We start from the raw sequence: 25195 nt of genomic DNA, 5'->3' as shown, positions 1-25195 counted from the left end.
TATACAAGTGGCTTTGCGCAGAGTGTATTCACGGCGGACGGCGCAGGTCAATCCATTTTCTCAAGCGCCTGTTTCATTCGTCGAAAGCCCGGTTCTGCTGTGGCTTTTCGTCGCATGTGGCGCTTTTCGAGAATTATTGTATACAAAAAAATAATTCATTGTGTTCTATTTGTGGCATCGGGCTGCGGCACTTAAGCGCAGCCCCACGACTTTCCCAATAACAAAATGAGGACGGCACCATGAGCGCTTTAACCTTGAAAGTCGCAGTCAACCTGGTCAACGAAGCCATCAGCACCGGGCGCGGGATCAACGCCGCGCCGCTGACCATCGCGGTACTCGATACCGGCGGCCACCTGATCACCCTGCAACGCGAAGATGGCGCCAGCCTGCTGCGCCCGAACATCGCCATCGGCAAAGCCTGGGGCGCCATCGCCCTGGGCAAGGGCTCACGCCTGCTGGCGCTGGACGCCCAACAACGCCCGGCCTTCATTGCCGCACTCAACAGCATGGGCCAGGGCAGCGTCGTCCCGGCTCCGGGCGGGGTGTTGATTCGTGATCAGGCGGGGAATGTGCTGGGGGCGATCGGGATTAGCGGCGATCTGTCGGATATTGATGAGCAGGTGGCGATCAAGGCTGTGGAGGCACTGGATTTGAGGGCGGATGCGGGGGTGGCTGCTTGATTTTGTAGCGGATGATTAACCGCCTTCGCGAGCAGGCTCACTCCTACAAGGGATCTTGGTTGGACACAAAATGTCTGAACACCACAAACCCCTGTAGGAGTGAGCCTGCTCGCGATAGCTCTCTCCCAGAAACATCCAGCCAAGAGTCTGTCCCATCAACTTGAGCACGCAGAACTAGTCTTCTCATGAGCTGATCATGGGAGGCAAAGGAATGCCTGATCTACCCGCTGCACACCGATTGCGAGCCGGTCGCTATGCCGAGCCCAATCGAATCTACCTACTGACGACCAACACTCTTGATCGCAAACCGATCTTTGCCGATTTTGCTTTGGGCCGATTGGTGGTTCATCAATTTCGCCGTGCACAAGATCTCGGCTTGGCGAACTCACTGGCGTGGGTGGTGATGCCGGATCATTTTCATTGGTTAATCGAATTGCAGAGCGGGTCTTTGAGCGAACTGATGCAAAAGACCAAATCGCTGAGTACCAAAGCGGTGAACCAGGCTACCGGTAGAAATGTTGGCCTCTGGCAAAGAGGGTTTCATGACCGGGCACTGCGGCGGGAGGAGGATTTGGTGAAGATGGCAAGGTATGTCGTCGCCAACCCTTTGCGGGTTGGTCTGGTGGAGAAGCTTGGGGATTATCCGCTGTGGGATGCGATTTGGGTTTGAGCCGAAACCGTGTTGCCTCGATCGCGAGCAGGCTCACTCCTACAGGGGAACGCATTCCAAATGTAGGAGTGAGCCTGCTCGCGATGGCGCCATCACGGTCTCACTGATCCGGCTCACACCCTTTCAACACCAGCCGAATAATCGTCTGTGCCGCAGCCTCGTAATCCGCCTCGTCCAGCTTGTCCTTGCCGGTGACCGCAGAAATCTGCCAGTCGAAGTCGGCGTAGGTCTGGGTTGCGGCCCAGATGCTGAACATCAGGTGGTTGGGGTCGATCGGGGCGATCTGACCGCGGTCGATCCAGCTCTGGATGCAGTCGATGTTGTGCTTGGCCTGGCTGTTGAGCTGCTCGACCAGGTCGGCGCTCAGGTGCGGAGCGCCGTGCATGATTTCGCTGGCGAACACCTTGGAGGCGAAGGGCAGGTCGCGGGAGATGCGGATCTTCGAGCGGATGTAGCCGCTGAGCACTTCGCTCGGTACGCCGTCCGGGTTGAACGGGGTCGAAGCCTGCAGGATCGGCACGATGATGCTTTCCAGGACCTCGCGGTAGAGGTTTTCCTTGGATTTGAAGTAGTAGTAAACGTTGGGCTTGGGCAATCCTGCCTTGGCGGCGATGTCGCTGGTTTTGGTCGCAGCGAAGCCCTTGTCGGCAAATTCCTCACTGGCGGCACGCAGGATCAGTTCTTTGTTGCGCTCGCGGATTGTGCTCATAAACCCGGTGGTTCCTTGCCTGTTCTGGCGGTTGCGCATGGTAGCACCGGCCTCGCGCATGGCTCAAGAATGCCCCGTGTGGCCCGCAGTCGCGGTATGCTGCGCGGCATTATTCACATAAGGAAACAAGATTCATGGCAGGAAGCAGTTTGCTGGTGCTGATCGACGATATTGCCACCGTTCTGGATGATGTGGCGTTGATGAGCAAAATGGCCGCGAAGAAGACCGCCGGCGTACTCGGCGATGACTTGGCGCTCAATGCCCAGCAAGTCTCCGGGGTGCGCGCCGAGCGGGAAATTCCGGTGGTCTGGGCGGTCGCCAAGGGCTCGTTCCTCAACAAGCTGATCCTGGTGCCCTCCGCCCTGGCGATCAGTGCGTTTGTGCCATGGCTGGTGACGCCGCTGTTGATGGTCGGCGGCGCGTACCTGTGTTTCGAAGGTTTCGAGAAGCTCGCGCACAAGTTCCTGCACAGCAAGGCTGAAGATGACGCCGACCACGCGCAATTGAGCGCGGCGGTGGCTGAGCCGACCACCGATCTGGTGGCTTACGAGAAGGACAAGATCAAAGGCGCGATCCGCACTGACTTCATCCTCTCGGCGGAAATCATCGCCATCACACTTGGCACCGTGGCCGACGCTTCGCTGACCCAGCAAGTGATCGTCATGTCGGGCATCGCCATCGTCATGACCGTGGGGGTTTATGGCCTGGTGGCCGGCATCGTCAAACTCGACGATCTAGGCCTGTGGCTGACACAGAAATCGGGTGCGGCAGCAAAAAACATCGGCAATGCAATCCTGCGCGCCGCCCCGTACATGATGAAAGGCCTGTCGGTGATCGGCACGGCGGCAATGTTCCTCGTCGGTGGCGGCATCCTCACCCACGGCATTCCCGTGGTGCATCACTGGATTGAAAGTGTCGGTGTGGCGGCCGGTAGCGCCGGGTTCGCAGTCCCTGTGCTGCTCAATGGCGTGGCGGGGATCATCGCGGGCGCGGCAGTGCTGGCGGTGGTTTCGGTGGTCGGCAAAATCTGGCGCACGATCAAAGGATAAACACATCACCCCTGTGGGAGCGGGCTTGCTCGCGAATGCGGTGGGTCAGTCGAAGAATGTGCTGGCTGATTCACCGCATTCGCGAGCAAGCCCGCTTCCACCGTTTGATCCAGGTTGTGCCATGAAAAAGGGCCATTCGACTCGCATCGAATGGCCCTTTTTTGTTGTCGCCGAGGTTACTCGGCAATCTGCAGCTTGCGCGACTCGGTGTAGACGTAACGCACTTTCTCGTACTCGAACGGCGAGTTCATCTGACCGTAGCGGAAGTTGGTCTGGTAGCGCTTGTCGACCGCACGCAGGGCCCAGATTTCCGGGTGGTTGGAGCTGACTTCCGACACGTTCAGGTAGTTGATCGCCGATTCGGCGGTGTAGTCCACGGCGAGGCCGGCGGTGTCGCGAATGTTCGACGGGCCGAGGATCGGCAACACGAAGTAGGCACCGCCCGGTACGCCGTAGAAGCCCAGGGTCTGACCGAAGTCTTCGCTCTGGCGCGGCAGGCCCATGGCGGTGGCCGGATCCCACAGACCGGCAATGCCGATAGTGGTGTTGAGCAACAGGCGCGCGGTGGTTTCCATCGAGCGCTTGCCCTTGAACTGCAGCAGGCTGTTGACCAGGTTCGGCACGTCGCCAAGGTTGTTGAAGAAGTTGCTCACCCCGGTGCGCAGGAAGCTTGGCGTCACGTAGCGATAACCGTCGACCACCGGCAGGAACACCCATTGGTCGAAGCGGTAGTTGAAGTGGTAGACGCGGCGGTTCCACGACTCCAGCGGGTCGTAGACGTTGAGTGCGTTGAGCGTCGAGCGCTCGAACTCACGCTGGTCCAGCCCCGGGTTGAACTTGAGTTTGGACAGCGGCTCCTTGAAGCCGTCGCTATCGACCACCACCGGCGCGTTGGCTTTGCTGTTGTCGGCCTGGGCCACGCCTGCACTGAGGAGCGCTGCAATCAGCAGGAGATATTTAGCCACGGAAAAACTCCAGCATGGCGTCGCTGTTGACGCGGTAGTTAAGGTTGCCGCAATGGCCGCCCAGTGGGTAAACGGTCAGGCGATCGCCAAAGGTCTTGCGCAGGAAGCCGAGGTCGCCAGGGCCGAGGATCACGTCATCAGCATTGTGCATGACGGCGATTTTCGGGCTGTCGTGCAGGTAATCCTTGAGTGCGTACAGGCTGACCTGATCGATCAGTTGCAGCAGGCTGCCGCCGTCAGTGCGCGCGCGCCACATCGGAATCACTTGTTCGGTCAGGTAGCAGTCGAAGTCGCATTGCAGCGCACGCTTGAGGAACGGCGTGAGGCTGGTGCCTTCGGTGATGGGGAATTTCGGCGGGGTGATCAGGCCACGACGGTTGATCAGGTCGGAGGTGAAGGCAATGTCGGCCGCCGAGAAACGGAACGAAGTGCCGATCAGCATCGCCATCTGTTCGTTGGTCAGGTGCTGCTTCGACTGCTGGAAGTCGTAGAGCAGGGCGTCATTGAGGTCGATGTAGCCTTTCTGCTGGAAGTAGCGGGTCAGCTTGTTCAGCACCAGTTCATAGAAGGTGGTGCTGTTGTTGATGCCCTTCACCTCGGTCTGTACCAGCTTGTCGAGGTTGCTGATCGAGGTGTAGAGGTTGACCGGCGGGTTGAGCAGCAGGACTTTCTTGAAGTTGAAGCTGCGTCGGGTCTCGTCCAGATGCGCGACGAACGCGGCATCCAGCGCGCCGAGGCTGTAGCCGCTGAGGTAGTACTCGGTGACCGGCAGTTTCGGATGCTGCGCACGCACGGCCTGCATCACCCGGTACATGTCTTCGGCGTCTTCCTTGGTGATGCCCGGGGTGGCGAAGCGTGAAGCGGCGCTGATGAAGTCGAAGCTGGTGGGCGACGACAGCTGCACGACGTGGTAGCCGGCCTTGTAGTAGAGCTTCTTCAGGTACTCGTTGAGCGTGCTGTCATAGCGCGCGCCGGTACCGGCGATCAGGAAGATCAGCGGCGCCGGTTTGTCCTGCTCGGCGATGCGGTAGGTGAGTTTTTTCACCGCCCAGAAATTGTCCGGGAGGATGAAGGCCCGTTCCGGGCGCAGGGTGATGCTGTGGTCGGACTGATTGATCTCGTCGTTCGACGGCAATTCCGGGCGCAGGTCCGGTGGCGTGGTGGCGATGGTCGCCTCGAACGGGTTGGTCAGGGGATAGCCATAACTGGCGGCATCGATATCCACCGCCAGTGCGGACGCACTCAGAATAAGGCCGCTGAACAGCGCGGCGAAGCGCAAGGAACGGAGCATGACTGGATCCCTTAAAGGAAGGTGCCGAATGAAGTTCGCAGGCTATGACCACCGGGCTTGCGCCAAAGTGCCATGCCTCGGCACCAAACAGGCAGAATTCGGAGTAATAGTAGCTGGACGATACACTTTGCAAGGCGCGGATGACCAGTTAACAGTTGTTAGTGCTTGCCAACGCGTGCGGGCAGATTAAGCTGGCCGCCGATTTCGTTGATTGGAGAGTTTCATGTCCCGCCGCTTGCCCGTGATTCTGTTGCTCGTGCTGTTGCCGCTGTGGCTGGCCGCCAGTTATGGCGCGCGTTATGGCTTCATGGAGGACGGACGGTGGGTTGGCATCTGCGTCGATGAAGCGAGCCGTTGGGAATGCTCGGTGCGTTCGAACCTGGGGCTGATGATCCACTTCAAGGTGTTGGGCTGGACGGCGTTGGGCGCGGCGCTGCTCGGTTTTGTGCTGCCGGGGCGGGCAGGGTGGTGGCTGGCGGTGCTGGCGTTGGTGTTCGGGCTGCCGGCGCTGGCGTTGTACAACACGACATTGGCGGTGTTTGCGCTGGTGATTGGCGGATTGCGGTTGGTCAGAGCGTCTCGTAGCGCCTGACAGTCAGTCATCGCGGGCAAGCCCGCTCCCACAGGGGATTTGTGAACGCCACAGATCCAATGTGGGAGCGGGCTTGCTCGCGAAGGGGCCAGACTGGCCTCTGGAGATCAGCCTTTGCGAACCCGCAGGCAGCGCCACAACGCCGCCACCATTAACCCGCTGACCAGCGCCCAGCCCCACGCCTGCTGATTCAACAAGCCTTCTTCATACAGCTGCGGCGCAATGCCGGCGCCGATGATAACGGTCAGCAGGGCGATTTCCCGGCGCGGTACGCTGACCGGACGGCATACGTACACCAGCGCCGGCAGAATGAACGCCATGCTGGCGAAACTGCGATAACGCGCGTCGAACACCATCTCCAGCATCATCACCGCCGCCGCAAATCCTGCTGCCGCAACCAGCCAGCCAGCGCGGCGTTCCAGCAGATGGAACGCCCGTTCACGCCAACCCTGACGGTTGCTCAAGGTCAGCGCGGCATGCGCCAGCACCAACAGATTCAACGCTGTCAGCAAGCCGACCCACAGCCATTCGCTGGCAAACCGCGTGGTCACTCGCGCCAGATCGCCCCAGGCGCCGATCGAGCAGGCTGCAACTGCCGCAAGCAGGGGCAGAACCAACGCCGATTGCGTGGTGCGAACCCGGCCGCCGAGTAGCAGCGTGCCGAGGAAAATCAGCCCACCGACGCCCAGCCATTCCTTCCAGTACGGCACATTGGTCACTGGCCCGGCGAGCACGCCCTTGTCCTGGCGATCGGCGTCGAACAGGCCCCAGTAACCGCCGACCGCACCTTCGCTGCCCCGTTTCCATGGCTGGTCGAACGCTTCGATCAGGTTGTAATGCCAGCCTTCCTTCTCGGCCATCGCGACAAAACCGCGAATGAACTTGGCCTCGTTGACCCGGCTCGGCAGGGCGGTCTCACGCTGGCGGCCTTCACTGGGCCAGCCGGTCTCGCCGATCATCACGTCCTTGGGCGCGAATTTGTTGCCGAACACCTGACGCACATCCGCCACGTGTTGCAGAGCGACGTCGATGTTTGACGGGTCATCTTCCCAGTACGGCAGCAAGTGAATGGTCAGGAAATCCACCGCCGGCGCGACTTCCGGGTGCTTGAGCCAGAACTCCCAGACATCGGCATAAGTGACCGGTTGCTTGACCTGGCTTTTGACCTTGTTGATCAGCTTCGCCAGTTGCGCGCCGGTGACTTCCTTGCGCAGCAACGCTTCGTTGCCGACGATCACCGCGCTGACCACATCCGGGTTGGCGTTGGCCGAAGCAATCAGCAGGTCGACTTCTTTCTCGGTGTCCGCCGGGTTGCTGTTGACCCAGGCGCCGATCATCAACTTCAAACCGTGCTTGCGCGCCAGTTGCGGCAGGGCTTCGAGGCCGGTCATCGAGTAGGTGCGGATGCATTCGAAGCGCGTCGCCAGCAGGGCGAGGTCGGCGTCCATGCGCTCCGGGCGCAGCTTGAACGGCACGTCAAACGGCGATTGATCCTTGTCGAACGGCGTGTAAGAGGCGCATTGCAACTTGTGCGTCGGGGTCGCGGCATCCGGCAGGATCACCGGTTTGCCGAGGCCGTACCAGAAACCGCCAAGGGCAAACAGGCCGAGCAGGCAGGCGAAGAGATAAGGAACAAACGGGATGCGGGAAGTCGCGGACATGGTCAGGCCGAGTGGCTGCAAAGCGACGCATGTTACCTGCATTTATCCGCGGGTTGGTGGCCTGCATGATTTGCACATGCAAAGTTCGGGCGGATTGTCTGGCGCCAATTATTCAGAGGCGATTAATGGCCTTCTGATGTCGTTTCTCGGTGTATTGAGGTCGCTGACAGAGCAGGTCGCTGCGGGCGTCAGGCCGATGATCGAAAGCGTCAGTACTCCACTGGCATTCGAGCGAGTTTGCGGTCAGGCGTGATGGGGGCGCTGTGCACCATAACAATACGTTGACGATGCCCGGCATCCGTCGGGCGCAGCATTTCGGGGAAGTAAACGATGAAGATGCGACGACTTTTAGGCGCAGGTGCCGCTCTGGTGCTTGCGATGAGTTCCACATTCGCCAGCGCTGAAAAACAGACCCTGAACATCGGTTACGTTGACGGCTGGTCCGACAGCGTCGCGACCACCCACGTGGCGGCCGAGGTGATCAAGCAGAAACTCGGCTACGACGTGAAGCTGCAAGCCGTCGCCACCGGGATCATGTGGCAGGGCGTGGCCACCGGCAAACTCGACGCGATGCTCTCGGCATGGCTGCCGGTGACCCACGGCGATTACTGGACGAAGAACAAGGATCTGGTCGTCGATTACGGCCCGAACTTCAAGGACGCGAAAATCGGCCTGATCGTGCCGGAGTACGTCAAGGCGAAATCGATCGAAGACCTCAAGACCGACGACACCTTCAAGAACCGCATCGTCGGCATCGACGCCGGTTCAGGCGTGATGCTCAAAACCGATCAGGCGATCAAGGATTACGGCCTCGACAAATATACGCTCAAGGCCAGTTCCGGCGCCGGCATGATTGCCGAGCTGACCCGTGCCGAGAAGAAGAACGAATCGATTGCCGTCACCGGTTGGGTGCCGCACTGGATGTTCGCCAAGTGGAAACTGCGCTTCCTCGACGACCCGAAAGGCGTGTATGGCGCGGCTGAAACCGTGAACAGCATCGGCAGCAAAGAACTCGCTACCAAGGCTCCGGAAGTCGCCAAGTTCCTGAAAAACTTCCAGTGGGCGTCGAAAGACGAGATCGGCGAAGTCATGCTGGCCATCCAGGACGGCGCCAAGCCTGAGGCGGCGGCCAAGGATTGGGTCGCCAAGCACCCGGATCGCGTGGCTGACTGGACCAAATAAAAGCAACACCGCCGTACCCCACTGTGGGAGCGAGCCTGCTCGCGAATGCAATCTGTCAGTTGATACATATTTCGACTGATCCGACGCTTTCGCGAGCAGGCTCGCTCCCACGGTTTTTTTTTGTGTGCTGAAAATTGGCGAAAACGTCATGTCGTTCTAATACTAAGGTCGTCTGGAACCCGTTCCGCAGCCGCATACAGTGGATACGTTCCAACAATAATCTGTGCTGCGAGGATAAAAACAATGAACGACAGCATTTACCTCTCGATTCAAAACAGCCCGCGCTTCAAGGAGCTGGTGCGAAAAAGAGAAAAATTCGCCTGGATACTCTCGGCGATCATGCTCGGGCTGTACTCCGGATTCATCCTGCTGATCGCATACGGGCCGCAAGTGCTCGGGGCGAAACTCAGTCCCGGGTCGTCGATTACCTGGGGTATTCCGATTGGTGTCGGTCTGATTGTCTCGGCCTTCATCCTGACCGCGATCTACGTACGGCGCGCCAACGGCGAGTTTGACGACCTGAACAATGCGATTCTCAAGGAGGCTCAGCAATGATCCGGCGTCTACTGGCTCTTTTGAGCATCGCAGCGTTCGCTCCAGCCGTCTGGGCCGCTGACGCCTTGACCGGCGAAGTCCACAAACAACCGCTCAACGTTTCCGCGATCGCCATGTTCGTGGTGTTCGTCGGCGCCACCCTGTGCATCACCTACTGGGCGTCCAAGCGCAACAAGTCGGCCGCCGACTACTATGCGGCGGGCGGCAAGATCACCGGGTTCCAGAACGGTCTGGCGATTGCCGGTGACTACATGTCGGCGGCGTCCTTCCTGGGGATTTCCGCGCTGGTGTTCACCTCCGGCTACGATGGCCTGATCTATTCGATCGGCTTCCTGGTGGGCTGGCCGATCATTCTGTTCCTGATCGCCGAGCGCCTGCGTAACCTGGGTAAATACACCTTTGCCGACGTGGCGTCCTACCGCCTCGGGCAAACCCAGATCCGCACCCTGTCTGCCTGCGGTTCGCTGGTAGTGGTGGCGTTCTACCTGATCGCGCAAATGGTTGGTGCCGGCAAGCTGATCCAGCTGCTGTTCGGTCTCGACTACTACGTGGCGGTGATTCTGGTCGGTATCCTGATGTGCATGTACGTGCTGTTCGGCGGCATGCTGGCGACCACCTGGGTGCAGATCATCAAGGCGGTGCTGTTGCTGTCCGGTGCCTCGTTCATGGCGCTGATGGTGATGAAGCACGTTAACTTCGACTTCAACATGCTGTTCTCCGAGGCGATCAAGGTTCACCCGAAAGGTGAAGCGATCATGAGCCCGGGCGGTTTGGTGAAAGATCCGATTTCGGCGTTCTCCCTCGGCCTGGCCCTGATGTTCGGTACTGCCGGCCTGCCACACATCCTGATGCGCTTCTTTACCGTGAGTGATGCGAAAGAAGCGCGCAAGAGCGTGCTGTACGCCACCGGCTTCATTGGTTACTTCTACATCCTGACCTTCATCATCGGCTTCGGCGCGATCCTGCTGGTCAGCACCAACCCGGCCTTCAAGGATGCGGCGGGTGCTCTGCTCGGCGGCAACAACATGGCGGCGGTGCACCTGGCTGACGCGGTGGGTGGCAGCATATTCCTCGGCTTCATCTCGGCGGTGGCGTTCGCGACCATTCTGGCGGTGGTGGCCGGTCTGACCCTGGCCGGTGCTTCGGCGGTGTCGCACGACCTGTATGCCAGCGTGATCAAGAAGGGCAAGGCCAACGACAAGGATGAAATTCGCGTGTCGAAGATCACCACCATCGCCCTGGGCGTGCTGGCGATCGGTCTGGGCATCCTGTTCGAGAGCCAGAACATTGCGTTCATGGTCGGCCTGGCGTTCTCCATCGCGGCGAGCTGCAACTTCCCGGTGCTGTTGCTTTCGATGTACTGGAAGAAGCTGACCACCCGCGGCGCGATGGTCGGTGGCTGGTTGGGGCTGGTGAGTGCGGTGGGGCTGATGATCCTTGGTCCGACCATCTGGGTGCAGATTCTGCATCATGAGAAGGCGATCTTCCCTTACGAGTACCCGGCGTTGTTTTCGATGATCATTGCGTTCATCGGGATCTGGTTCTTCTCGATTACCGACAAGTCCGCAGCAGCCGAGAACGAGCGGGCGCTGTTCTTCCCGCAGTTTGTGCGTTCACAGACTGGCCTTGGGGCGAGCGGGGCGGTTTCGCACTAAGTTCTGGTTACGTGGTTTGAGTGAAATGCCCTGGTTGAGAGATCGGGGCATTTTTTTGTGGGCGGTTATCGGACTGGAATTGTGTGCATATCCGTTGCTGCGGTCACGGCCTCCTATGGTTCCGCCCTTACGGCGGGTCACTTTTGGCAAACGCCCCAAAAGTAACCAAAAGGTCTATGCCCTGACGTTCGGCCCTCGCCCAGGCTCGGGTTCCTTCGCTCCGGGATTCATCCGGGCGGCAGCGCCTACGGTTTGCTTCGCTGCACCTCCTCTCGCTGTGTTTGGCTTCGCCAAACGGTCGCTGCGCTCCCACCCCCGGATCAATCCCTCCACTCAGCCTTCCGACGGGCCCTCAGATCAAAAGCGGTACTCGAGCTAACGCTCATTGTGTTGAGTGGGGCGGCTTCGCCGCAGGGGCAGCATGCAATCTGAACTGTACCTGCTGGCGATGGCGGCCTACGAGCCGACCGATCTCTAAGTGAATGCACTTAATCCAAATGTGGGAGCGGGCTTGCTCGCGAAAGCGGCCTGCCAGTCGACAAATTTCTTACTGAATGTACCCAGTTCCATGTAGGAACTGCCGAAGGCTGTGATCTTTTGATCTGCTTGGGCTTTGGCTCTTGATGTGGCTTTTGATCTTCTGCCCCTTCGGCAGGCCGAGCGTAGGTGTCCATCAGGGGGTTAGGCGCGCAGCGCCATGCGGCGGAGCCGCATACATCGAGAGGAGGTGCAGCGAAGCAAACCGGAGGCGATGCCCCCGGATGGACACCGTAGCGAGGGAACACTGAGCCTCAGCGAAGTGCCGTACGCCGGGGCAAAGCCTTTTGGGTTACCTTTTCGGCGTTTGGAAAAGGTGACTCGCTGTAAGAGCGAAACCGCCAGCGGCAGCACCCGAAGCAACGGATATGCCCACAAACGCCCAAAAGCCAGTCGGCCCACAGGCCGCTGCGACCAGACAAACAAAAACGGCCTCTATATAAGAGGCCGTTCCCGATACAACTCAAAGACGTTATCGCAACACAAGCCTTATTTGCGGTCTTCCAGCTTGGTGATATCACGCGACTCGTAGCCAGTGTACAACTGGCGCGGACGGCCAATCTTGTACGGGCTGGAGAGCATTTCTTTCCAGTGCGAAATCCAGCCCACAGTACGGGCCAGAGCGAAGATCACGGTGAACATGCTGGTCGGAATGCCGATCGCCTTGAGGATGATCCCCGAGTAGAAGTCGACGTTCGGATACAGCGAGCGCTCGATGAAGTACGGGTCGGTCAGCGCGATCTCTTCCAGGCGCATGGCCAGTTCGAGTTGCGGATCGTTGTTAATGCCCAGTTCTTTCAGCACTTCGTCGCAGGTCTGCTTCATGACAGTCGCGCGAGGGTCGCGGTTCTTGTAAACGCGGTGACCGAAGCCCATCAGTTTGAACGGATCGTTCTTGTCCTTGGCCTTGGCGATGAACTTGTCGATGTTGGACACATCGCCAATCTCGTCAAGCATGGTCAGAACGGCTTCGTTCGCACCGCCGTGGGCAGGGCCCCACAGTGCGGCGATACCGGCGGCGATACAGGCGAACGGGTTGGCACCCGAGGAACCTGCCAGGCGCACGGTGGACGTCGATGCGTTCTGCTCGTGGTCGGCGTGGAGGATGAAGATCCGGTCCATGGCCTTGGCGAGTACCGGGCTGATCGGTTTGATCTCGCACGGGGTGTTGAACATCATGTGCAGGAAGTTTTCCGCGTACGTCAGGTCGTTGCGCGGGTACATCATGGGTTGGCCCATGGAGTACTTGTAAACCATCGCTGCCAGGGTAGGCATCTTGGCAACCAGACGGATCGCGGAGATTTCGCGATGCTGCGGGTTATTGATGTCCAGGGAGTCGTGGTAGAAGGCCGAGAGGGCGCCGACTACGCCGCACATGACGGCCATCGGGTGGGCGTCGCGACGGAAGCCGTTGAAGAAGGTTTTCAGCTGCTCGTGAACCATGGTGTGGTTTTTCACGGTGCTGACGAACTGGGCCTTCTGTTCTGCAGTCGGCAATTCGCCGTTGAGCAGCAGGTAGCAGGTTTCCAGGTAGTCCGACTTTTCAGCCAGCTGTTCGATCGGGTAGCCGCGGTGCAACAGAATGCCGTTGTCGCCGTCGATATAGGTGATCTTCGATTCGCACGAGGCGGTCGACATGAAACCCGGGTCGAAAGTGAAGCGGCCCGTGGCCGTCAGGCCCCGAACATCGATTACATCGGGACCAACGGTGCCGGTTAAAATGGGCAGCTCGACGGGGGCTGCGCCCTCGATGATCAACTGCGCTTTTTTGTCAGCCATGTGGCCTCCTATTTATGCTTGAACCATCAGACAGACCCCCCACGCAGGGCCCGCACCACTATAGTGAGATAAATTCGAATGTCAATTTGCCTAAAGTCTTGCTCCAGAAGGCTTTAAGCGCACTTTTTCCTCGAAATTGACTGCCATTTACGCCTTTTATGCGACTTGTGCAATCAGCTATTGGGGGTAGGTGATTGCGTTGTCATTAGTAGCCTAACTGTCTATACTCGGCCACCGACCGCCAAGGGCTTTTGGGCTTGCTTTCATTGGGGGTCGCATCCCTGGGTGGTGGTTACCTGACCAGTGCACTCCCCAACAACTTTGCCCTGATTGTTAGGGGCTCTTCAGTGTGAAAAAAAAGCCGTGAAAAGCCAACGACCTGTAAACCTAGACCTAAGGACCATCAAACTCCCAGTCACTGCTTACACGTCCATTCTTCACCGTATCTCCGGTGTCATCCTCTTCGTGTGCCTTGCCATCATGCTTTACGCATTGGACAAGTCGCTGAGCTCCGAGGAAGGCTTCGGTCAGGTGAAAGCGTGTCTGACCAGTCCGCTAGCCAAGCTAGTGATTTGGGGCATCCTGTCCGCTCTGCTGTATCACCTGGTTGCCGGTGTGCGCCATTTGATCATGGACATGGGCATCGGTGAGACGCTGGAAGGCGGCAAGCTGGGCTCGAAAATCGTTATCGCCGTTTCCGTGGTGGTAATCGTTCTGGCAGGAGTCTGGATATGGTAACTAACGTCACGAACCTCTCGCGTTCGGGCCTCTATGACTGGATGGCGCAACGTGTGTCGGCGGTCGTTCTCGCGGCTTACTTCATTTTTCTGATCGGATACGTCGTGGCCCACCCAGGCCTCGAGTACGCCCAGTGGCATGAACTGTTCGCCCACAACGGGATGCGTATTTTCAGCCTCCTGGCCCTTGTTGCTCTCGGCGCTCACGCCTGGGTCGGCATGTGGACCATCGCGACTGACTACCTGACGCCAATGGCGTTCGGCAAGTCCGCGACGGCTATACGTTTCCTTTTCCAGGCAGTATGCGGCGTTGCGATGTTCGCTTACTTCGTCTGGGGTGTGCAGATTCTCTGGGGTATCTGAGTCATGGCTAACATTCCAACGATTTCTTTCGACGCCATCATTATTGGTGGTGGCGGTGCCGGCATGCGCGCTGCGCTGCAGCTGGCGCAGGGCGGTCACAAGACTGCGGTGATCACCAAGGTTTTCCCGACCCGTTCGCACACTGTATCCGCCCAGGGCGGCATCACCTGCGCGATCGCGTCCGCTGACCCGAACGATGACTGGCGCTGGCACATGTACGATACCGTCAAGGGTTCCGACTACATCGGTGACCAGGACGCTATCGAATACATGTGTCAGGAAGGCCCGGCGGCCGTTTTCGAGCTGGACCACATGGGGCTGCCGTTCTCGCGTACCGAGCAAGGCCGTATCTACCAGCGTCCGTTCGGTGGTCAGTCCAAGGACTACGGTAAAGGTGGTCAGGCTGCCCGTACCTGCGCAGCGTCCGACCGTACCGGTCACGCACTGCTGCACACCCTTTATCAGGGCAACCTGAAAGCCGGCACCACGTTCCTGAACGAGTACTACGCTGTCGACCTGGTGAAAAACCAGGAAGGCGAGTTTGTCGGTGTGATCGCGATCTGCATCGAAACCGGCGAAACTTCGTACATTCGCGCCAAGGCCACCGTACTGGCTACTGGCGGTGCTGGCCGTATCTACGCCTCCACCACCAACGCCCTGATCAACACCGGTGACGGCGTTGGCATGGCGCTGCGTGCTGGCGTGCCGGTACAAGACATCGAAATGTGGCAGTTCCACCCGACCGGCATCGCCGGCGCCGGTGTACTGGTGACCGAAGGTTGCCGTGGTGAAGGTGGTTACCTGATCAACAAGCACGGCGAGCGTTTCATGGAGCGTTATGCTCCGAACGCGAAAGACCTCGCGGGTCGTGACGTGGTTGCCCGCTCGATGGTTAAAGAAATCATCGCCGGCAACGGTTGCGGTCCGAATGGCGACCACGTAATGCTCAAACTCGACCACTTGGGCGAGGAAGTGCTGCACAGCCGTCTGCCAGGTATCTGCGAACTGTCGAAGACTTTCGCACACGTTGACCCGGTGGTTGCTCCGGTTCCGGTTGTACCGACCTGCCACTACATGATGGGCGGCGTTGCCACCAACATTCATGGTCAGGCGATCACCCAGAACGCCGAAGGCGTGGATCAGATCATTCCTGGTCTGTTCGCCGTAGGTGAAGTGGCTTGCGTATCGGTACACGGTGCCAACCGTCTGGGCGGCAACTCGCTGCTCGACCTGGTGGTATTCGGCCGCGCTGCCGGCCTGCACCTGGAAAAGGCGCTGACCGACGGCATCGAATACGACGACGCTACCGAAGCCGACATCGAAGCTGCCCTGTCGCGTCTGAACGCGCTGAACGGCCGTACCGATGGCGAAGACGTGGCTACCCTGCGTCGCGAGCTGCAAAGCTGCATGCAGAACTACTTCGGTGTATTCCGCACTGGCGAATACATGCAGAAGGGTATCGCTCAGCTGGCCGATCTGCGCAAGCGCATCGCCAACGTGAAGATCAACGATAAGTCGCAAGCGTTCAACACTGCGCGTATCGAAGCTCTGGAACTGCAAAACCTGCTGGAAGTGGCTGAAGCTACCGCCATCGCGGCCGAAGTACGTAAAGAGTCCCGCGGCGCTCACGCCCGTGAAGACTTCGAAGACCGTGACGACGAAAACTGGCTGTGCCACACCCTGTACTTCCCGGGTGAGAAACGCGTCGCCAAGCGTGCCGTAAACTTCTCGCCGAAGACTGTTCCGACTTTCGAACCTAAAGTCCGGACTTATTAAGGGTGATCGCCATGTTGCAAGTCAGTGTTTATCGCTACAACCCTGATCAGGACGCTGCGCCGTTCATGCAGGAATTCCAGGTCGATACCGGTGGTAAAGACCTGATGGTGCTGGACGTGCTGGCCCTGATCAAAGAGCAGGACGAGGGTTTCTCCTATCGTCGCTCTTGCCGTGAAGGCGTCTGCGGCTCCGACGGCATGAACATCAACGGCAAGAACGGCCTGGCGTGCATCACGCCGCTGTCCGCTGTCGTAAAAGGCAACAAGTTGATCGTTCGTCCGCTGCCAGGTTTGCCGGTTATCCGTGACCTGGTTGTCGATATGAGCATCTTCTACAAGCAATACGAGAAGGTTAAGCCTTACCTGCAGAACGACACGCCGGCTCCGGCCATCGAGCGTCTGCAGTCCCCTGAAGAGCGTGAAAAGCTCGACGGTCTGTACGAGTGCATCCTGTGCGCCTGCTGCTCGACCTCGTGCCCGTCCTTCTGGTGGAACCCGGACAAGTTCCTGGGCCCGGCTGCCCTGCTGCAAGCGTACCGCTTCCTGGCAGACAGTCGTGACACCAAGACGTCCGAGCGTCTGGCTTCGCTCGATGACCCGTTCAGCGTCTTCCGCTGCCGGGGCATCATGAACTGCGTCAACGTATGTCCGAAAGGCCTGAACCCGACTAAGGCCATCGGTCACATCCGTAACATGTTGCTTTCGAGCGGCGTGTGATTCAGCTGCTGTAACCGTAGAACCGCTGTAACGAAGAGGCTGTGGCGCGGGCTTCAACCCGCGTCATGGCTATAACCAGAGCAGTAGCCACAAGCTGCAGCTCTTATTTTGAAGAAATGAGACAAGCAGGGGCATCCGGGCTGGTACCCGGACTATCAGCGTGATCCTAAGTGGCTTGTTTTGGTCGCTGCATTCGGACTTCTGCAAGTTTGCTCGGTATTGACGCCGATGGTGTTCCCCTAACCGAGGGTGACCAAGCATGCAAGAAAGCGTGATGCAGCGCATGTGGAACAGCGCCTACCTTTCAGGTGGAAACGCTGCCTATGTGGAAGAGCTTTATGAGCTCTACCTGCACGACCCTAACGCTGTGCCAGAAGAGTGGCGCACCTACTTTCAGAAGCTGCCTGCCGACGGCAGCTCTGCCACTGATGTTTCGCACTCCACAATTCGCGATCATTTCGTGCTGCTGGCAAAGAACCAGCGCCGCGCCCAACCGGTTTCCGCCGGGAGCGTGAGCAGTGAGCACGAGAAGAAGCAAGTTGAAGTGCTGCGATTGATCCAGGCCTACCGTATGCGTGGCCACCAGGCAGCCCAGCTTGACCCGCTGGGGCTGTGGCAGCGTCCTGCACCTGCAGACCTGTCGATCAATCATTACGGCTTGACCAATGCCGATCTTGATACGACCTTCCGTGCCGGCGACCTGTTCATCGGCAAAGAGGAAGCGAGCCTACGCGAAATTCACGAAGCGTTGCAGCAGACATATTGCCGCACCATCGGCGCTGAATTTACGCACATCACCGATTCCGAGCAGCGCCAGTGGTTCCAGCAGCGTCTGGAAAGCGTGCGCGGTCGTCCGACGTACTCCGCCGACATCAAGAGCCACCTGCTTGAGCGCGTGACTGCCGGTGAAGGCCTGGAAAAATACCTGGGCACCAAATACCCGGGCACCAAGCGTTTCGGTCTGGAAGGCGGCGAAAGCCTGATTCCTATGCTCGACGAACTGATCCAGCGTTCCGGTTCCTACGGCACCAAGGAAGTCGTCATCGGCATGGCCCACCGTGGCCGTCTGAACGTGCTGGTCAACACCTTCGGCAAGAACCCGCGCGAGCTGTTCGACGAGTTCGAAGGCAAGAAGAAGGTCGAGCTGGGTTCCGGTGACGTCAAATACCACCAGGGCTTCTCGTCCAACGTGATGACCACTGGCGGTGAAGTTCACCTGGCCATGGCGTTCAACCCGTCCCACCTGGAAATCGTTTCCCCGGTGGTAGAAGGTTCGGTTCGCGCCCGTCAGGATCGTCGTAACGACCCGACCGGTGAGAAGGTGCTGCCGATCTCCATCCACGGTGACGCTGCATTCGCAGGTCAGGGCGTGGTCATGGAAACCTTCCAGATGTCGCAGACCCGCGGTTTCAAGACCGGCGGTACCGTGCACATCGTGATCAACAACCAGGTCGGTTTCACCATCAGCAACCCGCTGGACTCGCGTTCCACCGAGTACGCCACCGACGTTGCGAAGATGATCCAGGCGCCGATCCTCCATGTGAATGGTGATGATCCGGAAGCCGTGCTGTTCGTGACCCAGCTGGCCATCGACTACCGCATGCAGTTCAAGCGTGACGTGGTGATCGACCTGGTCTGCTACCGTCGTCGCGGCCACAACGAGGCCGACGAGCCAAGCGGCACCCAGCCGCTGATGTACCAGCAGATCACCAAGCAGCGCACCACCCGTGAGCTGTACGCTGATCGCCTGACTCAGGCCGGTGTGCTGGACGCTGAGCGTGTTCAGGCCAAGGTCGACGAGTACCGCAACGCGCTGGACAACGGTCTGCACGTAGTGAAGTCGCTGGTCAAAGAGCCGAACAAAGAGCTGTTCGTGGATTGGCGTCCGTATCTGGGCCACGCCTGGACTGCGCGTCACGACACGCGTTTCGACCTGAAGACCCTGCAGGAACTGTCCGCCAAGCTGCTGGAAATTCCGGAAGGCTTCGTGGTTCAGCGTCAGGTCGCGAAGATCTACGAAGACCGTCAGAAGATGCAAGCCGGCGGCCTGCCGATCAACTGGGGTTACGCCGAAACCATGGCGTACGCGACCCTGGCGTTCGAAGGTCACCCGATCCGCATGACCGGTCAGGACATCGGCCGCGGTACGTTCTCGCACCGTCACGCTGTGCTGCACAACCAGAAAGACGCGGGCACCTACATTCCGCTGCAGAACCTGTACGACGGTCAGCCACGCTTTGACCTGTACGACTCGTTCCTCTCGGAAGAAGCGGTATTGGCCTTCGAATATGGTTACTCGACCACCACGCCAAACGCGCTGGTGATCTGGGAAGCCCAGTTCGGCGACTTCGCCAACGGTGCACAGGTTGTTATCGACCAGTTCATCACCAGCGGCGAACACAAGTGGGGCCGTCTCTGCGGTCTGACCATGCTGTTGCCACACGGCTACGAAGGTCAGGGCCCTGAGCACAGCTCGGCTCGTCTTGAGCGTTACCTGCAGCTGTGCGCCGAGCACAACATTCAGGTGTGCATGCCGACCACCCCGGCCCAGATCTACCACTTGCTGCGTCGTCAGGTGATTCGCCCGCTGCGCAAACCTCTGGTAGTGCTGACGCCGAAGTCGCTGCTGCGCCACAAGCTGGCCGTCTCGACCCTGGAAGATCTGGCTGAAGGTTCGTTCCAGACCGTGATCCCGGAAATCGATGCCCTGGACCCGAAAAAGGTCGAGCGCGTTGTTCTGTGTAGCGGCAAGGTCTACTACGACCTGCTGGAAAAACGTCGTGCCGAAGGCCGTGACGATATCGCCATCGTGCGTATCGAGCAGCTGTATCCATTCCCTGAGGACGACTTGAAAGAAGTCCTGGCGCCTTACACCAACGTCAAGCATGCCGTCTGGTGTCAGGAAGAGCCGATGAACCAGGGCGCCTGGTACTGCAGCCAGCATCACCTGCGTCGCAGCATCGGTAACCTCGACAAGTCTCTCGTACTCGAGTACGCGGGCCGTGAGGCTTCTGCTGCCCCAGCATGTGGTTACGCATCGATGCACGCCGAGCAGCAGGAAAAACTGCTGCAAGACGCGTTTACCGTTTAACGCCTTCGCGCACCTGAAACCGAATTTAAGGAACCACAGATAATGGCTATCGAGATCAAAGCCCCCACTTTCCCGGAATCGGTTGCCGATGGCACCGTTGCCACCTGGCACAAAAAACCGGGCGACGCCGTCAAGCGTGACGACCTGATCGTCGACATCGAAACCGACAAAGTCGTACTGGAAGTGCTGGCTACCGCCGACGGCGTGCTGGGCGCAATCGTCAAAAACGAAGGCGACACCGTTCTGTCCGACGAAGTCCTGGGCTCCATCGAAGCGGGCGGCGCTGCTGCCGCTGCTCCAGCCGCCGCTGCTGCTCCGGCCGCTGCTGCCGCTGCCCCGGCGGCTGCCGAAGGCGAAGACGATCCTGTTGCTGCTCCGGCTGCGCGCAAGCTGGCTGAAGAAAACGGCATCAACATCGCTTCCGTTGCCGGTACCGGCAAAGGCGGTCGTGTGACCAAGGAAGACGTGGTGGCTGCTGTAGCCGCGAAGAAAGCCGCTCCGGCTGCTGCTCCTGCAAAAGCCGCTGCTCCAGCCGCTGCTGCTCCGGTATTCGCTGCCGGTGACCGCGTTGAGAAGCGCGTACCGATGACCCGTCTGCGTGCCAAGGTTGCCGAGCGTCTGGTTGAAGCCCAGTCGAACATGGCAATGCTGACCACTTTCAACGAAGTCGACATGACCGAAGTCATGGCTCTGCGTTCGAAGTACAAGGACCTGTTCGAGAAGTCCCACAACGGCGTACGCCTGGGCTTCATGTCGTTCTTCGTCAAGGCTGCCACCGAAGCGCTGAAACGCTTCCCGGCGGTCAACGCTTCGATCGACGGTGCAGACATCGTTTACCACGGCTACGCCGACATCGGTGTTGCCGTTTCCAGCGACCGTGGTCTGGTCGTTCCGGTTCTGCGTAACGCCGAGCTGATGAGCCTGGCTGAAATCGAAGGCGGCATCGCCACGTTCGGCAAGAAAGCCCGTGACGGCAAACTGTCGATGGAAGAGATGACCGGCGGTACCTTCACCATCACCAACGGTGGTACCTTCGGTTCGATGATGTCGACCCCGATCGTCAACCCGCCGCAGGCAGCGATTCTGGGCATGCACAACATCATCCAGCGTCCTATGGCCATCAACGGTCAGGTCGTGATCCGTCCGATGATGTACCTGGCACTGTCCTACGATCACCGTCTGATCGATGGCAAAGAAGCTGTAACCTTCCTGGTGACCATCAAGAACCTGCTGGAAGATCCGGCTCGTCTGTTGCTGGATATCTGATAGAAGCAGCCATGCGCTGCGGGTGGCGTACCGTCGGCAACGGCGGTACGGCCCGCAGCGCGCGGCTTGAAGCTTTTCGCTAAAGAGGATTTTTTGAATGTCGCAGAAATTTGACGTAGTAGTGATCGGTGCCGGCCCTGGCGGCTATGTAGCTGCCATCAAGGCCGCGCAGCTGGGTCTCACCACTGCCTGCATCGAGAAGTACACCGACGCTGAAGGCAAACAGGCCCTCGGCGGTACTTGCCTGAACGTCGGCTGCATTCCGTCCAAGGCGCTGCTGGACAGCTCCTGGAAGTACAAGGAAGCCAAAGAGAGCTTCAACGTTCACGGTATCTCGACCGGCGAAGTCAAAATGGACGTCGCTGCGATGGTTGGCCGCAAGGCTGGCATCGTCAAGAACCTGACCGGCGGCGTTGCCACTCTGTTCAAGGCCAACGGCGTTACTTCGATCCAGGGCCACGGCAAGCTGCTGGCTGGCAAGAAAGTCGAAGTCACCAAGCCGGACGGTTCGGTTGAAGTCATCGAAGCCGAAAACGTCATCCTGGCTCCAGGTTCGCGTCCGATCGACATTCCACCGGCTCCGGTCGATCAGAAAGTCATCGTCGATTCGACTGGCGCTCTGGAATTCCAGTCCGTACCTAAACGTCTGGGCGTGATCGGCGCTGGCGTGATCGGTCTGGAACTGGGTTCGGTGTGGTCGCGTCTGGGTTCCGAAGTGGTTGTCCTCGAAGCATTGGATACCTTCCTGATGGCAGCGGACACCGCTGTTTCCAAGGAAGCGCTGAAAACCCTAACCAAGCAAGGTCTGGACATCAAGCTGGGTGCTCGCGTAACCGGTTCGAAAGTGAATGGCGACGAAGTCGTGGTTAACTACACCGATGCCAACGGCGAACAGTCCATCACTTTCGACAAGCTGATCGTAGCCGTTGGTCGCCGTCCGGTGACCACTGATCTGCTGGCTGCCGACAGCGGCGTGACCCTGGACGAGCGCGGTTTCGTGCACGTTGACGATCACTGCGCCACCACCGTACCGGGCGTTTACGCCATCGGTGACGTGGTTCGCGGCATGATGCTGGCGCACAAGGCCTCGGAAGAGGGCATCATGGTTGTCGAGCGCATCAAGGGCCACAAAGCCCAGATGAACTATGACCTGATCCCTTCGGTTATTTATACTCACCCGGAAATCGCGTGGGTTGGCAAAACCGAGCAGGCCTTGAAAGCCGAAGGCGTTGAAGTTAACGTCGGCACCTTCCCGTTCGCCGCTTCCGGCCGTGCCATGGCCGCCAACGATACCGGTGGTTTCGTCAAGGTCATCGCTGATGCCAAGACTGACCGCGTATTGGGCGTGCATGTGATTGGCCCGAGCGCTGCAGAACTGGTTCAGCAGGGCGCGATCGGTATGGAATTCGGCACCAGCGCTGAAGACCTGGGCATGATGGTTTTCTCCCATCCGACCCTGTCTGAAGCCTTGCACGAAGCTGCTCTGGCTGTGAATGGCGGCGCCATCCACATTGCCAACCGCAAGAAGCGTTAAGACACAATAAGAAACCACGGCGGTTGCGGCCCGTCGTGAGCCTTGCGAGCAAGTCTCACCGCGGAATGTCCGCTGGACGCAGTCTTGCGTAGCTGCACCGGGTATCCGGAAAGGCTACGCAAGCAGCAGTCACAGGTGGCGCGGCACTCATCAAGAGCGCAGCGCCGAATGCGCAGTACCTAACGAAGACGGTAAAAAGCATGAATCTTCACGAGTATCAGGGTAAGCAGCTGTTCGCTGAATACGGCCTGCCAGTTTCCACTGGTTACGCAGTAGACACCCCGGAAGCAGCAGCAGAAGCTTGCGACAAAATCGGCGGCAGCGAGTGGGTTGTCAAAGCCCAGGTCCACGCCGGTGGTCGCGGTAAAGCGGGCGGCGTCAAGCTGGTTCGCAACAAAGAAGACGCCAAGGCCTTCGCACAGCAGTGGCTGGGCAAGCGTCTGGTGACTTACCAGACTGACGCCAATGGTCAGCCAGTCACCAAGATCCTGGTTGAATCGTGCACTGATATCGCTAAAGAGCTGTACCTGGGCGCTGTCGTTGACCGTTCGAGCCGTCGCATCGTGTTCATGGCTTCCACCGAAGGTGGCGTGGACATCGAGAAAATCGCTCACGACACTCCAGAAAAAATTCTCAAAGCCACTATCGATCCACTGGTTGGCGCTCAGCCATTCCAGGGTCGCGAGCTGGCGTTCCAACTGGGTCTGGAAGGCAAGCAAGTTGCCCAGTTCGCCAAGATCTTCGTTGGTCTGGCCAAACTGTTCCAGGATCACGATCTGGCCCTGCTGGAAGTGAACCCGCTGGTGATCAAGGCTGACGGCGATCTGCACTGCCTGGACGCCAAGATCAACATCGACGCCAACGCCATGTACCGTCAGCCTAAGCTGAAGACTTTCCACGATCCGTCGCAAGACGATCCGCGCGAAGCGCACGCTGCCAAGTTCGAACTGAACTACGTAGCCCTGGAAGGCAACATCGGCTGCATGGTCAACGGTGCCGGCCTGGCCATGGGTACCATGGACATCGTCAACCTGCACGGCGGCAAGCCAGCCAACTTCCTCGACGTAGGTGGTGGTGCTACCAAAGAGCGCGTGACCGAAGCATTCAAAATCATTCTGTCCGACACCAACGTCGCTGCAGTACTGGTTAACATCTTCGGCGGCATCGTTCGTTGCGACATGATTGCCGAAGGCATCATCGGTGCAGTGAAAGAAGTCGGCGTGAAAATCCCGGTTGTTGTTCGCCTTGAAGGCAACAACGCTGAGCTGGGCGCTAAAGTACTGGCAGAAAGCGGTTTGAACATCATCGCTGCTACCAGCCTGACCGACGCTGCTCAACAAGTTGTCAAAGCTGCGGAGGGCAAATAATGAGCGTCCTGATCAATAAAGACACCAAAGTTATCTGCCAGGGTATTACCGGTTCGCAAGGTAGTTTCCACACCCAGCAAGCCATCGAATACGGCACCAAGATGGTTGGTGGCGTAACTCCGGGCAAAGGCGGCACCGAGCACCTGGGTCTGCCAGTGTTCAACACCGTTAAAGACGCAGTAGCTGCCACTGGCGCTACCGCCAGCGTGATCTACGTTCCGGCTCCTTTCTGCAAGGACTCGATCCTGGAAGCTGCTTTCGGCGGCATCAAGCTGATCGTCTGCATCACCGAAGGCATTCCTACCCTGGACATGCTGGACGCCAAAGTTAAGTGCGACGAGCTGGGTGTTACCCTGATCGGCCCTAACTGCCCAGGCGTGATCACCCCAGGCGAATGCAAGATCGGCATCATGCCAGGTCACATTCACTTGCCAGGCAAGGTCGGTATCGTTTCGCGTTCCGGCACCCTGACCTACGAAGCTGTGAAGCAGACCACTGACGCCGGTTTCGGTCAGTCGACTTGCGTCGGCATCGGTGGTGACCCGATCCCGGGTTCGAACTTCATCGACATCCTGAAGCTGTTCCAGGAAGACCCGAAGACCGAAGCGATCGTGATGATCGGCGAGATCGGCGGTTCGGCTGAAGAAGAAGCGGCTGCCTACATCAAGGCACACGTGACCAAGCCGGTTGTTTCCTACATCGCTGGTGTGACTGCTCCTCCGGGCAAGCGCATGGGCCATGCTGGCGCAATCATCTCTGGCGGCAAAGGCACTGCAGACGAGAAATTCGCTGCGCTGCAAGACGCAGGCGTAAAAACCGTGCGTTCGCTGGCAGACATCGGCAAGGCCCTGGCCGAGCTGACCGGTTGGGCTGTCAAGTAAGCCTCGTGCTTGACTGACGCTTCACCAGACAAAGGCCACCTTCGGGTGGCCTTTGTTGTTTCTGGCATCTGCGTTTTAGCGGGCATTTGTGGTGAGGGGATTTAGCGAAACGTCGCACCGCCCCGATGGGCTGCGAAGC

21 protein-coding genes are annotated in these 25195 nt (G+C 59.0%); 16 read left to right on the top strand and 5 right to left on the bottom strand.

Annotated elements, in window-relative coordinates; translation table 11 throughout:
• Positions 1-239 precede the first annotated feature (239 nt).
• Both CRO59_RS22420 and CRO59_RS22415 read left to right on the top strand, forming a co-directional pair.
• A complete protein-coding gene (locus tag CRO59_RS22420) occupies positions 240-680 on the top strand; it encodes a heme-binding protein (protein ID WP_027613943.1) in 441 nt (146 codons plus the stop codon).
• 211 nt (positions 681-891) lie between these two features.
• Positions 892-1350, top strand: coding sequence for a transposase (locus CRO59_RS22415; protein WP_097090186.1), 459 nt, complete (start codon positions 892-894; stop codon positions 1348-1350).
• A gap of 100 nt (positions 1351-1450) precedes the next feature.
• Here CRO59_RS22415 and CRO59_RS22410 read toward each other — a convergent pair whose 3' ends face one another.
• On the bottom strand, positions 1451-2059 hold the full coding sequence (locus CRO59_RS22410; RefSeq protein WP_034151540.1) for a TetR/AcrR family transcriptional regulator: 609 nt from the start codon (positions 2057-2059) through the stop codon (positions 1451-1453).
• A 134-nt stretch (positions 2060-2193) separates the two neighbouring features.
• On the opposite strand from CRO59_RS22410, the gene CRO59_RS22405 reads away from it, so the two are divergent.
• Positions 2194-3108, top strand: a complete 915-nt coding sequence (locus CRO59_RS22405; RefSeq protein WP_097090118.1) for a DUF808 domain-containing protein — start codon at positions 2194-2196, stop codon at positions 3106-3108.
• Between the two features lie 176 nt (positions 3109-3284).
• On the opposite strand, the gene CRO59_RS22400 is transcribed toward CRO59_RS22405, so the two are convergent.
• Together CRO59_RS22400 and CRO59_RS22395 are read right to left on the bottom strand one after the other, a co-directional pair.
• Positions 3285-4073: a VacJ family lipoprotein gene (locus CRO59_RS22400; RefSeq protein ID WP_007969640.1), complete on the bottom strand. Its 789-nt coding sequence runs from the start codon at positions 4071-4073 to the stop codon at positions 3285-3287.
• Positions 4066-5364 (bottom strand): serine/threonine protein kinase, encoded by a 1299-nt coding sequence (locus CRO59_RS22395; protein ID WP_027613946.1) that lies wholly within the window; start codon positions 5362-5364, stop codon positions 4066-4068. The genes CRO59_RS22400 and CRO59_RS22395 overlap by 8 nt, the downstream gene beginning before the upstream one ends.
• 223 nt (positions 5365-5587) lie before the next feature.
• On the opposite strand from CRO59_RS22395, the gene CRO59_RS22390 reads away from it, so the two are divergent.
• The gene (locus CRO59_RS22390) at positions 5588-5956 is read left to right on the top strand and encodes a hypothetical protein (RefSeq protein ID WP_027613947.1); all 369 of its coding nucleotides are present in this window, start codon (positions 5588-5590) and stop codon (positions 5954-5956) included.
• Positions 5957-6063: 107 nt separating this feature from the next.
• Here the strand turns inward: CRO59_RS22390 and CRO59_RS22385 are convergent, their stop codons facing one another.
• Positions 6064-7659: a beta (1-6) glucans synthase gene (locus CRO59_RS22385; RefSeq protein WP_097090117.1), complete on the bottom strand. Its 1596-nt coding sequence runs from the start codon at positions 7657-7659 to the stop codon at positions 6064-6066.
• Positions 7660-7947: 288 nt separating this feature from the next.
• Here CRO59_RS22385 and CRO59_RS22375 point away from each other — a divergent pair, with 288 nt between their 5' ends.
• The 3 genes from CRO59_RS22375 (at position 7948) to CRO59_RS22365 (ending at position 11009) form a co-directional block, all read left to right on the top strand.
• Positions 7948-8799 (top strand): glycine betaine ABC transporter substrate-binding protein, encoded by an 852-nt coding sequence (locus tag CRO59_RS22375; RefSeq protein ID WP_027613949.1) that lies wholly within the window; start codon positions 7948-7950, stop codon positions 8797-8799.
• Between the two features lie 243 nt (positions 8800-9042).
• Entirely contained in the window at positions 9043-9354 is a 312-nt protein-coding gene (locus CRO59_RS22370; RefSeq protein WP_027613950.1) for a DUF485 domain-containing protein, read from the top strand.
• Complete coding sequence (locus CRO59_RS22365) at positions 9351-11009, top strand: cation acetate symporter (protein ID WP_097090116.1); 1659 nt, start codon at positions 9351-9353, stop codon at positions 11007-11009. The genes CRO59_RS22370 and CRO59_RS22365 overlap by 4 nt, the downstream gene beginning before the upstream one ends.
• 1026 nt (positions 11010-12035) lie before the next feature.
• Here the strand turns inward: CRO59_RS22365 and gltA are convergent.
• A complete protein-coding gene (gltA, locus tag CRO59_RS22360; RefSeq protein WP_003222994.1) occupies positions 12036-13325 on the bottom strand; it encodes a citrate synthase in 1290 nt (429 codons plus the stop codon).
• A gap of 363 nt (positions 13326-13688) precedes the next feature.
• On the opposite strand from gltA, the gene sdhC reads away from it, so the two are divergent.
• From sdhC to sucD, 9 genes are all read left to right on the top strand, one after another.
• Complete coding sequence (sdhC, locus tag CRO59_RS22355; protein WP_016773673.1) at positions 13689-14063, top strand: succinate dehydrogenase, cytochrome b556 subunit; 375 nt, start codon at positions 13689-13691, stop codon at positions 14061-14063.
• Positions 14057-14425, top strand: a complete 369-nt coding sequence (gene sdhD, locus CRO59_RS22350; protein ID WP_003222999.1) for a succinate dehydrogenase, hydrophobic membrane anchor protein — start codon at positions 14057-14059, stop codon at positions 14423-14425. Before sdhC ends, sdhD begins: the two co-directional genes overlap by 7 nt.
• Before the next feature lie 3 nt (positions 14426-14428).
• Positions 14429-16201: a succinate dehydrogenase flavoprotein subunit gene (gene sdhA / locus CRO59_RS22345; protein WP_007962857.1), complete on the top strand. Its 1773-nt coding sequence runs from the start codon at positions 14429-14431 to the stop codon at positions 16199-16201.
• An 11-nt stretch (positions 16202-16212) separates the two neighbouring features.
• Complete coding sequence (locus CRO59_RS22340; RefSeq protein WP_003223007.1) at positions 16213-16917, top strand: succinate dehydrogenase iron-sulfur subunit; 705 nt, start codon at positions 16213-16215, stop codon at positions 16915-16917.
• A 259-nt stretch (positions 16918-17176) separates the two neighbouring features.
• Positions 17177-20008, top strand: a complete 2832-nt coding sequence (locus CRO59_RS22335; RefSeq protein ID WP_027614036.1) for a 2-oxoglutarate dehydrogenase E1 component — start codon at positions 17177-17179, stop codon at positions 20006-20008.
• Between the two features lie 42 nt (positions 20009-20050).
• On the top strand, positions 20051-21274 hold the full coding sequence (odhB, locus tag CRO59_RS22330; RefSeq protein ID WP_003223011.1) for a 2-oxoglutarate dehydrogenase complex dihydrolipoyllysine-residue succinyltransferase: 1224 nt from the start codon (positions 20051-20053) through the stop codon (positions 21272-21274).
• A gap of 97 nt (positions 21275-21371) precedes the next feature.
• Positions 21372-22808 carry a dihydrolipoyl dehydrogenase gene (gene lpdA / locus CRO59_RS22325; RefSeq protein WP_007962860.1) on the top strand — a complete coding sequence of 479 codons (1437 nt, stop codon included), beginning with the start codon at positions 21372-21374 and terminating at the stop codon, positions 22806-22808.
• Between the two features lie 200 nt (positions 22809-23008).
• A complete protein-coding gene (sucC, locus tag CRO59_RS22320; protein ID WP_003223015.1) occupies positions 23009-24175 on the top strand; it encodes an ADP-forming succinate--CoA ligase subunit beta in 1167 nt (388 codons plus the stop codon).
• Positions 24175-25056, top strand: coding sequence for a succinate--CoA ligase subunit alpha (sucD, locus tag CRO59_RS22315; RefSeq protein WP_003223019.1), 882 nt, complete (start codon positions 24175-24177; stop codon positions 25054-25056). Before sucC ends, sucD begins: the two co-directional genes overlap by 1 nt.
• The last annotated feature ends 139 nt before the right edge of the window (positions 25057-25195 follow it).

Source organism: Pseudomonas sp. LAMO17WK12:I5 (genome assembly GCF_900215165.1).
GTDB lineage: Bacteria > Pseudomonadota > Gammaproteobacteria > Pseudomonadales > Pseudomonadaceae > Aquipseudomonas > Aquipseudomonas putida_A.
Note: the sequence above shows the minus strand (reverse complement) of the source record. Positions and strands in the feature narration are given on the sequence as shown.

Bases quoted from the DNA above. Each gene is read 5' to 3' on its own strand.
- CRO59_RS22370 (WP_027613950.1), top strand. From the start codon at position 9,043: ATGAACGACAGCATTTACCTCTCGATTCAAAACAGCCCGCGCTTCAAG.
- CRO59_RS22385 (WP_097090117.1), bottom strand. From the start codon at position 7,659: ATGCAGGTAACATGCGTCGCTTTGCAGCCACTCGGCCTGACCATGTCC.
- odhB (WP_003223011.1), top strand. From the start codon at position 20,051: ATGGCTATCGAGATCAAAGCCCCCACTTTCCCGGAATCGGTTGCCGAT.
- CRO59_RS22410 (WP_034151540.1), bottom strand. From the start codon at position 2,059: ATGAGCACAATCCGCGAGCGCAACAAAGAACTGATCCTGCGTGCCGCC.
- CRO59_RS22415 (WP_097090186.1), top strand. From the start codon at position 892: ATGCCTGATCTACCCGCTGCACACCGATTGCGAGCCGGTCGCTATGCC.
- sdhA (WP_007962857.1), top strand. From the start codon at position 14,429: ATGGCTAACATTCCAACGATTTCTTTCGACGCCATCATTATTGGTGGT.
- sdhD (WP_003222999.1), top strand. From the start codon at position 14,057: ATGGTAACTAACGTCACGAACCTCTCGCGTTCGGGCCTCTATGACTGG.
- CRO59_RS22335 (WP_027614036.1), top strand. From the start codon at position 17,177: ATGCAAGAAAGCGTGATGCAGCGCATGTGGAACAGCGCCTACCTTTCA.
- sucC (WP_003223015.1), top strand. From the start codon at position 23,009: ATGAATCTTCACGAGTATCAGGGTAAGCAGCTGTTCGCTGAATACGGC.
- sucD (WP_003223019.1), top strand. From the start codon at position 24,175: ATGAGCGTCCTGATCAATAAAGACACCAAAGTTATCTGCCAGGGTATT.
- CRO59_RS22390 (WP_027613947.1), top strand. From the start codon at position 5,588: ATGTCCCGCCGCTTGCCCGTGATTCTGTTGCTCGTGCTGTTGCCGCTG.
- gltA (WP_003222994.1), bottom strand. From the start codon at position 13,325: ATGGCTGACAAAAAAGCGCAGTTGATCATCGAGGGCGCAGCCCCCGTC.
- CRO59_RS22365 (WP_097090116.1), top strand. From the start codon at position 9,351: ATGATCCGGCGTCTACTGGCTCTTTTGAGCATCGCAGCGTTCGCTCCA.
- CRO59_RS22420 (WP_027613943.1), top strand. From the start codon at position 240: ATGAGCGCTTTAACCTTGAAAGTCGCAGTCAACCTGGTCAACGAAGCC.
- CRO59_RS22405 (WP_097090118.1), top strand. From the start codon at position 2,194: ATGGCAGGAAGCAGTTTGCTGGTGCTGATCGACGATATTGCCACCGTT.
- CRO59_RS22395 (WP_027613946.1), bottom strand. From the start codon at position 5,364: ATGCTCCGTTCCTTGCGCTTCGCCGCGCTGTTCAGCGGCCTTATTCTG.
- CRO59_RS22340 (WP_003223007.1), top strand. From the start codon at position 16,213: ATGTTGCAAGTCAGTGTTTATCGCTACAACCCTGATCAGGACGCTGCG.
- lpdA (WP_007962860.1), top strand. From the start codon at position 21,372: ATGTCGCAGAAATTTGACGTAGTAGTGATCGGTGCCGGCCCTGGCGGC.
- CRO59_RS22375 (WP_027613949.1), top strand. From the start codon at position 7,948: ATGAAGATGCGACGACTTTTAGGCGCAGGTGCCGCTCTGGTGCTTGCG.